General features: G+C 36.9%; 3 protein-coding genes. All 3 read right to left on the reverse strand.

The annotated features are described in order from the left end of the window. Position 1: 1 nt before the first annotated feature. Positions 2–6,655: an RHS repeat-associated core domain-containing protein gene (locus WFH39_RS19655; protein WP_336691139.1), complete on the reverse strand. Its 6,654-nt coding sequence runs from the start codon at positions 6,653–6,655 to the stop codon at positions 2–4. Positions 6,656–6,660: 5 nt separating this feature from the next. Further along, entirely contained in the window at positions 6,661–7,125 is a 465-nt protein-coding gene (locus WFH39_RS19660) for a hypothetical protein (RefSeq protein ID WP_336691140.1), read from the reverse strand. Between the two features lie 666 nt (positions 7,126–7,791). Then, positions 7,792–8,700, reverse strand: a complete 909-nt coding sequence (locus WFH39_RS19665) for a lytic transglycosylase domain-containing protein (RefSeq protein WP_336691141.1) — start codon at positions 8,698–8,700, stop codon at positions 7,792–7,794. Positions 8,701–9,719: the final 1,019 nt, after the last annotated feature.

Consider the following 9,719-nt stretch of genomic DNA (forward strand, 5'->3'; position numbering starts at 1 on the left):
ATTATCTCCAAGTTAAATTATATGCTTCTTTTACCCATCTAGGAGCAAATCTGGCTCGATATGGATCTGCTAACGCATGTTCTAAACTACTTACAGGTTTTAAATTAAAACGATTGTTTAAAAGCCAGTTAGGTGCCCATTTTGCTCTTTGAGGAATAAATCTGTGATGTAATTCCATATATTGCTTCCAAACTTGTCCTGTTTCTGGGTTTTCAAGTGCTGTTAAAACTGGCTTGGCATTTTTAGCCCAATAAGCAGCCCTATATTCAGCGAATGTGGGTCCACCTTTAGTTACGTAATTAAATGCTTGACCTAAATACTTTCCAGCACCTACAGCTCTCCATCCTACACTTACTAATTCTCCTCCGGCAAAAGATGCAGGAAGTTCCAAAAACAGGAATTTTTCAAACTCTGCTACCTCCATAGACGCTTTAGAGTTCATGATGTACTGTCCCATGTTACTGCTATTTACATCATAGTTCCAATCTCCTAAAGCTCCGGTAATTTTGCTCGTCATGAGATAACTGTTATGAGCATTATCTCCTCTTCTGCCTTTTACTACAACTTCCTCAATATCAATCATCTCATAGGTTGGAACTCCAATACTATATAGATAATCTTCAAATGTTTCTCCTGCTCCTGATGCACCTACTGATCTACTTCCTGATACAGAATTTAAATTAGTAGACGTAACGCTATTATTAAATACGGTACTTGTAAAACCTATTCCGCCAATTGCACCACTCAGGAAATTAGAACCGGAGAAAGCTGAACTTAAACCTCCTGAAACAATTCCCGGAAGCATACTTTTAATAGCGCCCGGACTGCTCGTAATATTTCCTAACGCTCCGCCAATTCCTGCACCTCCAATCGCTCCGCCAAGTACTGCGCTCCACGTTTTTTCCCAATTCCATTTCCCCGGGTTCCAGTTTCCATTCGCTGCAACTCCGTTAAGATATCCTCCTGCCAAAGCTCCTGCAAACCACCACCAGAACTCACCATCGGGATCACTGTACATCATCGGGTTGTTCATTACATACCCATACTTATTATAGTTTTGGGTATTGGCAGGATCTTGTATGTTTTCATCCGCATTCAGGAACCTTCTGAGCAGAGGATCATACAGTCTGCCGTTCATGTGGATGATGCTTACCTCTGTAAGATGCTCATGGCTTGTATATCCTCTGTCAATCAGCAGAGAAGTTGTAGCAATCTTATTTTTATCGGTAATAACAGGATCGTTGCCTATTTTAAGGTGGGTAAGATTTCCCCAAGCATCAAAATGTCTCTGTTCCAGTTTATTTCCGTCTGCATCACTTATCGCTAAGATACTGCCTAAATAATCTTTGTGCAAGAATTTGTAAGATCCTTTTTCTTCTTTGTAATTTTTTAAATAGATGATATTGCTTTCATACGGTGTTCCCCCGATATAAATGATGTGCTTTTCACTGCCTGTTTCATTGTTTCTTACGATTTCAAAGCTTCCGTCTTCATTATAAAACTTGCTGTATGCTCCATCTGTACCCGGTTCGAAATTTCCACCGTAGGACATCTTCTGTCTCATTGCTGTAAGTCCGTACATAAATCCTACATCCCCTTTCTCTCCGTCTATAAATACAGGATCGTTATTTTCATTATAGCTAATCTTCTGGATCAAATCGCCATTGTAATTTTCGGCTCCCTGTTGGTTTAATGTCATTCCTGTAGGCTGATAGATCTTCGCAGAATTCTCATATTTCATCACTCCTACCTGATCGTTATCCATGATTCTACCCTTCAAATCATACACATTTCTGTTTGCCGATGGTTTTACTCCGGTAACAGGATCTGTCCAGTTGATAAGACGGTTGTTATCATCATAATCAAAAGATTCTATAATATTAAAATCCCCTAATGTCTTTCTGTCTACCAGTTCATTTTTGATGGCATTAAAAGAATAATAAACCTGAAGGAGATTCGGTTTTAAGACTGAAGAATGGTGAATTTCTGTTAAGAAACCATTGGCATCATAGATATTATTAATATCTACCGCTCCTAATTTAGCTTCCAAGGTCTGTCCTTTGGCATTCGTATTTGTAAGCTTCCATAAGGTTTTCCCTGAATTAGAATCTCTTACTTCGGACAGCTCTCCGCTCCAGTCGCTGTATATATTTTCCAGACTGGCTGTCGTGGTCATTCCGGAAGAAACGAGTTCTTTCTCATAAGAAACCACCCTTCCTTTCTGGTCATAGGTTAATCCTTTGTGGGAGTAGGTTCTTCCGTTACTGTTTTCTGTTGAAGACAACAGGCGACCGTGAGGATCGTAAGTAAAGGCTGAAGAAAAAGTCTGTCCGCTTACAACACCTGATTTTGCGGTAAGCAATCCTTTTGGACTGTACGTGAAGGAAATCAGTTTATCCGTGCTTTGTCCTCCGTCTATGGTAGAGAACTCTTTTTGGGAAACAAGCTGTCCGTAATTATTATACGTATACTCTTTAGTTCCTTTAGGGCTTATCGTCTTTTTTGCTCTTCCAAAACCATCGTATTCATATTGATACACGCCATTCGAAGGATCATTAAATTCCGATTTTCTACCCCATGCATCGTACTTTGTTACAATGCTGTTTTCTCCATATTTAGCCTTGATCTGCTGTCCTGCTGCATTATACGAGAACTGTATGGTTCCCCCTTTGTCGGTCGTGGAAACAACATTGCCTAAAGCATCTGTTGTTTTGGTCGTGGTTCTTGCATAGCCGTTAAGCTCTTTAACGGTTGTCGTAGATCCTGTAATTTTAGACTCGGTCTGTTTGCCGTTAAATGCCGTAGCGGTTACTTTGGCAGGATATAAGGTATCGTCATACGCAATGGTATTCCACTGAGAAGGGCTCTGCCCTTCGAAATAAGGTTCGGATTCCGATATCTTTCTACCCAACGCATCGTATTGAGTTTCCTGTGATACAAACTGCCCCTGCCCGAAAGCTTTGGTTGATGTTTTGTAAACCTGCCCGAATTTATTGGTGAATTTCTTAGACACGTTTCCGTCCGGATCATTTTGGGTAACGGTAACATTTAAATTATTGTCCTTTTCATATTGGTAGGTGGTGATTCCTCCAAGACTGGATTCAGATGACACCAATTTCCCCCATGCATCGTATGAATTGGTAATCGTATTATCGAAAGGATCGGTCTGGCTTACGACCTGTCCATTGTCATTATAAGAAATATTGGTCTGTAATCCCAGATTGTCCGTTTGTTTGATTACAAACCTTCCGTCACTGCTGTATTCCGAAGAAGATGTTATCGTTTGGGAATCCGTGCTGTTACCTGATACTTTCTGAATAATATTTCCGAAACCGTCATACGTAAACGTTTCCAAAGCATACGCCGTATTCCCCCAGTTCCATTTTTTTAAGGTTTTAAGCCTGTTGTTTTCGTAAGTATACTCTTCTTTATCCGATTTTGTATCTCCGTAAGCACTTACACTTTCTGTTTTTGAGGTAATGCGACCTATATAGTAATCGGAACCTGCTCCTGAAGGATTATGAGTGTAAGTATAATCGGAAGTCTTTACAGAGTAGGATGTGTTTATTTTCGATACGCTCTGCACCGGAAGATAATACTGTCCGTAGGTAATGGTATTTTCAGCGACCGTATTGGTAAGGAAGTCTTTTGCCTTTGTTGTTTTCGGAACAATAGCGGTAACCACTTTCGCTTTGTCGGCATCCGGAACAGTAGTGACCGTTTGTCCGTTTAAAAGCTTATCAACCTGATACGTTGATGATTTAAAGCTTAATAACTGGGTATTATTCTCGGAAATATCCGCAGGGAAAATATTCGCTTCGCTGTTGGTTCTGATCGACCATTCCTTCACCGGAACTCCTTCATTTAAAGGATCAATTTCCAGTCCTGACCATATTTTAGTATTTTCAAAACCTTCGGTATACCATGAAGAACGTGCGCTCTGGCGAAAGCCGATCATTCCTTTACCCAAAATATGAGAAACCAAACCTCTGTATCTGAAGTCCTGCTTCAAAAGGTTACCAGCTCCTGTTTGGGTTATTTGAGAAACCACTAATACTTTGGAAGCTTTGGTAAATTCTACATAAGGATAGGCTTCTGTTTTAACACTATTGTATAAGTCCGGATTGATGTTTTTATCAAGTTCCTTATAGACAATATTGGTGGTGATTCCTCCCTGCGTAATTCCTACGACACGACCTTCTTTTGAAATATCATAAAAATCATGAGTTAACGTATCCTGAAGGTGGGGAGAGTCTAAATTGGGAAATAGTGAAAGAAAGTAAGCTTTCTTCATCATGGATGCTGTCTGATAGTTCAATGATAATCCAATATAATCACTTGTATTTGGTTCCAGTTCAGCATCAATATTTCCTGAATTAAGGTAAATTGTGAAACCTGGAGTTCCCCAAAAATAAGGAATCTTTCCCCCTCCAAAATTTGCAAGAATATTCATACCTGCATAATAAGATCTTTTATATCGGATAGACTGATTATTATCCTGCTGCCACCATTTTGTGTAAATTCTACCCGAGGAGAGCGCTACAAGCTCTGTTTTTCCATCATTATTAATGTCATACGCTATGAATTGTCTGGGATTATAGACCTCGATACCGTCATTAGGAGAACGCTCTATTATTCTTGAAGGTCTTGATTTTACAAAACTTTTAGTATCAAGTAAGAATGCAATTCCAGTGGAAGAATAGATATACCATACATCTGCTCCGCCCTGAGGGATAAACAGATCTGTTAAACCATCACCATTATAATCTCCCACTACTCCTTCCTGCCACAATCCGTTGATTGTAGTAGATGAACCAAAAACTGAAATATTTGAAAAATATTTACCTTCCGTATTTTTTTGAAAAGTGATGAGCATAGGCTTTTTATTAGCATCAAGCTTAATGAAATCGAATAATCCGTCCCCATCGAAATCACCGGACTTATAGGTCTTAAAGGGATCTTCTCCGTTAGTAGGATAAAGGTCAACCGTGTAATGCCAGTCGTCATTTTGAATGGATTCATCAAGATCAATTGCAATATACTTTTTGAAATTGGTACAGGTCTGCCCAGGTAGAATATTTTCACTATCTGTAATACTGCTCTGATTCGAAGAACGCATACCCACTGTTGGGTTATTGGGATCAATAGTACCGTTTGTGCAAAATCTGTAATTCATTTGGAGGATTAGCTCACTCAGTCCGTCACCGTTTAGATCAACGCTGCTTAATCCCAGAATAGTTGCCAAAGATGTTCCAATCGGATCCAAATCGTCCGGATCAGAATTATATCTTTCTATATCAGGTATTGTTTTAGTAAAATCTACTATGAGGGTATTATTGTCGGATATCGTGTAGAAAGAAAGTTCCAGATCTTTTTTTGATGTCAAAGGATTGTTGATCTTCCGGTAAATAACAAATCCCTGTTTATTGTAAACAATATTATTCTTTTTATAATTGATCGCGATTCCCGTTTTTAAATCCGTTTTAGAAATAGAGGTTCCCAAGAATACTCTTTCTGATCCTGGTTTAAAAGCATTTTTCAGTAAATATAATCCGGGTTGAGAAATTCCGGTTACTGTAGAGGAAAAATACCTTATAATATCCAACTGACCGTCTCCGTCAAAATCTCCAGAGAGGTCAAAGTCACTGTCAAGCTTGTAAAGGTTACCATAAGCCCATGTATTAATATCTTGATTAGGCTGATACTCCATTGATTTTTCATAGTTAAAAACAATAGGATTGGCAGGTTCATTATTACTGTTAAACACCTGTATCTGATCGATATATCTATATCCTGTTTCCTGAAGGTCTTTTTTATAGGTAACAACATATTTCTTGTATTGATTCCCATTGGTATATACCTTTACAGACTCCAGAAGATTGTACTGTGAAAATAGCTGTCCTTTAACGTAAGCTGTTTCTGCATTCGTTCTACTACTGTAAGTAAAATCAATCCGGTTGTAATGGGGTTTGTTCAATATTTCATTTCCGCCCCATCGGATATTATCAATTACCGCTGTATTACCGCTCAGGCTGTAATTATATGAAATGTAATTTCCGTTAATATCTCTGAATTTTACAATATGGTAATCAAGGGGAGTTCTTCCTCCACCGGTTACTCCGGCAGTCGTTCCATACCATGATTGGGAACCATCCGGAAAAGTAACTTCCCAATATTCGGGTCCCTGCCATGGCTGACCGGAAATAGCGCCCACGGATTTTATTTTTATGCTTGAGTATTTTTCCGTTACGTATTCTGCACCGTCTTTACCATATTCTCCGGATTTTAAGATCAGTCTTTGTCCGTTGAAACTGTAATAATCCGAATAATCCAACTGCACACCTTTGGCAATTCCGTCTTTTTCAAGGTTCTTGCCAACTCTTGAAATAGCAGTAAGCCCGCTGATACTGCCTCCATATCCTACTAATCCGTTCCCTGAGCCACTGGAATACACAATATCAATTTTTGGCGTAACTCCTTTTACTCCCTGTGGGACATCGATGGGAGTGGTAAATTGAAGCTGTCCTGACTGTGTTACTTGAACATCTCCTTTTGTGTCATGAAATTTCTGCTGTGGAGTTGTCTGGGAAAAAGCAAAAAAGGATATGCTTAGCAACAGGGCTGAAAATAATTTCTTTTTTGTACTGTTTTTCATTTGTGTTATCTTTTGGTGATGTTTTTACTGAAAATTCTTCCGTCTTTTAAGGTAAATCTCAGAACATACACGCCCCAATCGTAGCCTGTCATGTTAATCTTGATCTGTTTGTTTAAATCAGGAAGGTTCTGCTGTTGAAATTTCCAATGAACGGTACTGTGCTGGTACAGGGATACCGATTCAATAAGCCTGTCTGCTTCATCTGTCCAGTCAATGGTTAAAAAATCATTTACCGGAACAGGATACAGTCTTATCTGATTCCAGAATGATTTTTCATCAATGATTTGGGATGAATTTACGGTTGCTGTCCTCGACTGAGGATCTGATGTTGACAAAGCCTGTTTGCCGTTGATATCCGTTCCACGGTATCTTTGGTTACCTGCTTCATCATACTTGAAATAAACTTCGGTTTGTGAGAATCCGAAGAAACCTATTAATAAAGATAATAGGGAAAATGTTTTTTTTCTCATGTGATAAATTTTAATAATTTAATGACTTGGGTATTTGCGGAAAAAATGCACAATTAGGGAATTAGAAGGATTAATAAAACTTTTCATCTCGTTTTTTTAATTTGCTAACTTATCCTATTTACTTATTTTTTACAATCCGTAAAAACCCCATATTTTTCTGGAGGGATTCACGGAACATTTCTTATCATGATATAATAGCTTTCATATTACTAAATGTATTTTTGGTAAAAATTGGTAAAACTGCCTATTAATCGATCATCATATTCAACTCTGAATAGACAGTCTTACCAAAAAACTCCACACTAAAGGGAAAACATCAACAGTATCTTCATACTGTTATTAATAACCATGAATTTTTAATATTTGAGTAAGCTAAAATTTGCACTAAATCTCAGTAATAATTATAAAATGAGAAAGGTGCGAAACTAAAATCAATCCGACAAGGAGGTACTGCGAAGAACCTTACGCCCAGAAAGACTTAGCCCGCACCCTATAAGTAGGTACGGGCGTAAGTCTATCGAGTTTGGGCGTTAGAAGATTCGCAGTTTTCCTTATCCAAAACGATAGCTTACGCTGTGTTTTCGTTAAAAATTGTGATCCAAATGTAATAATTATTTTCTAAAGATAATCACCGTATTTTTACGGTAATTTATCCAATTTAAAAATTTAAGTCTTTAGCATGACATATACGATTGATCCTTTGGGTACTACATTTGTTAAGAATTGAGGATTAGCAAATTTTAGAATCTCATAATTGAATTGTTTTCCCAAAATTTCTAAAGTTGTCGTTTCTGTAATTTTAATTACTTTCAAATCCAGAAAGTTGAACTTAAAATATTGAGGTTTTATGTTGTGCTCTTTATAAAAATTGAAAATATAATTAACAGCAATAAAACTTGGAACATAAGCCTGAGTTTCTTTAGGAAGATAAGGGCGAACTTTCCAATAATTTTTACTTCCGGCTTTTCTTATAGCCTTTCTGACATTACCTTCACCACAATTATAAGCAGAAATAGCCAAATTCCAGTCGCCTAAATTTAAATAAAGATTTTTCAAATAGCGAACCGCACTGTCAGTATTTCCTACAGGGTCATAGAAGATGTTAATATAATCATTTTGCTTCATCCCATATTCTGCCCCAGTAATAGGCATAAATTGCCATAGACCTTTTGCCCCAGCCCAAGATCCGGCACGAGGATTCAAGGCACTTTCTACAACAGCTAAGTATTTAAGTTCTAAAGGCATTCCATACTGAGCAAGTTTACTTTCAAAAAGAGGAAAATAGTAATTAGAAAGCCCAATGATTTTCCCATACCAATGATAGGAAAGATATTTTTTAACATATGAATATGTCACATCGTTGTAATCAATGCTTAAAGGTGTATTTTGATTAAGATAAATAAATCTTTCTTTGAATATATTTAGATTCAAATTTTCATCTATATCGGAATCTTCCCCCAGACTTTTAATATAAGCTGGATTATATTTTATGTAAGCCTCCTGAGCTCTAAAGGTTAAAGTTGATGTAAAAAGCCCGATAGTAAATAAGATAAATTTAGCAAATGAATTAAACATTTGTGATAAAGTAATTTGTAATGAAAATACAAAATAAATACCAATAATTCTTCATTATTTGGGTAGTTAAAAATTTTAATTACTTGTTTTAAAGGTGGTGTTCAGTCCTTAAAATGACCGAATAATTCTTGAAAATTGAGTATGTTTTTTCCGACTATAAAAATTATTTTCAAAAGAGTTTAGCAAGTCTAGTATAAACTCATAAGGAGCTTAAAAAAAAATATTCTTGCAGAACCTTTCCTCCAACAATGTGTTTTACTTGATTGCGGATTGATTATTTCTGATCTGGTTTTTATTTACTTTTCAATTTTAGTTCGCTAAAATAAAATCCAGGATCTTCTGCAGCAGCAATTTTAATTCGTTAAAAGTTAGATGGCCGAGCGAAGCTCTGCTACTTTTAACGAACTCACTCCATTCTTTTGAGTTTTGGATTTTCTTTTTTTAGTTCGTTAAATAGTTCCGGTTCCGGAGCTGGTCTGTTTCTTCCGGAACAATTTTAACGAAGTATTTACAGTCGTCAAAAAACACAATTTCGCCCTACAATTCCATTTCTAAATTAAGTTTTTTGAACGACTGAGTGGAATTAAATTTATATGTGGTGGTATCTGATTAAATAGCTTTAGTTAAGGATTTATACGTTCACTTTTACCATTGATAAGAACTTGCTATTTCTCTGCTTACGTTTTTGAGGTTTACCGATTTTCTAATGCAAATTTGAAATATTTAATTCCTAAAATTCTTGGCTTATAATTTTTTTGGGAATCCGATTTTTTCAAAATCAAACCCACCACAAAAAAATTATTCCGAGAGCCAGTGACAGGTCACCCCAATTTTACGAATAAAATTTTTCTTGGTCAATTGGCATAGAAAAGTCGATACCTCAGTTAAACGAAGCAAATAAACAGAGTTCTTTGAAATCAACGGAAAAATCAAACCCCAAAATCCAAACTAAATTATGCTATTTAATCAGATACCCACCACTAAAGAAAAAGTCAAGGTTTCCTCGAAACCAAAGCATA

The organism is Chryseobacterium sp. MMO-72 (assembly GCF_037146035.1).
GTDB classification, from domain to species: domain Bacteria; phylum Bacteroidota; class Bacteroidia; order Flavobacteriales; family Weeksellaceae; genus Chryseobacterium; species Chryseobacterium indicum.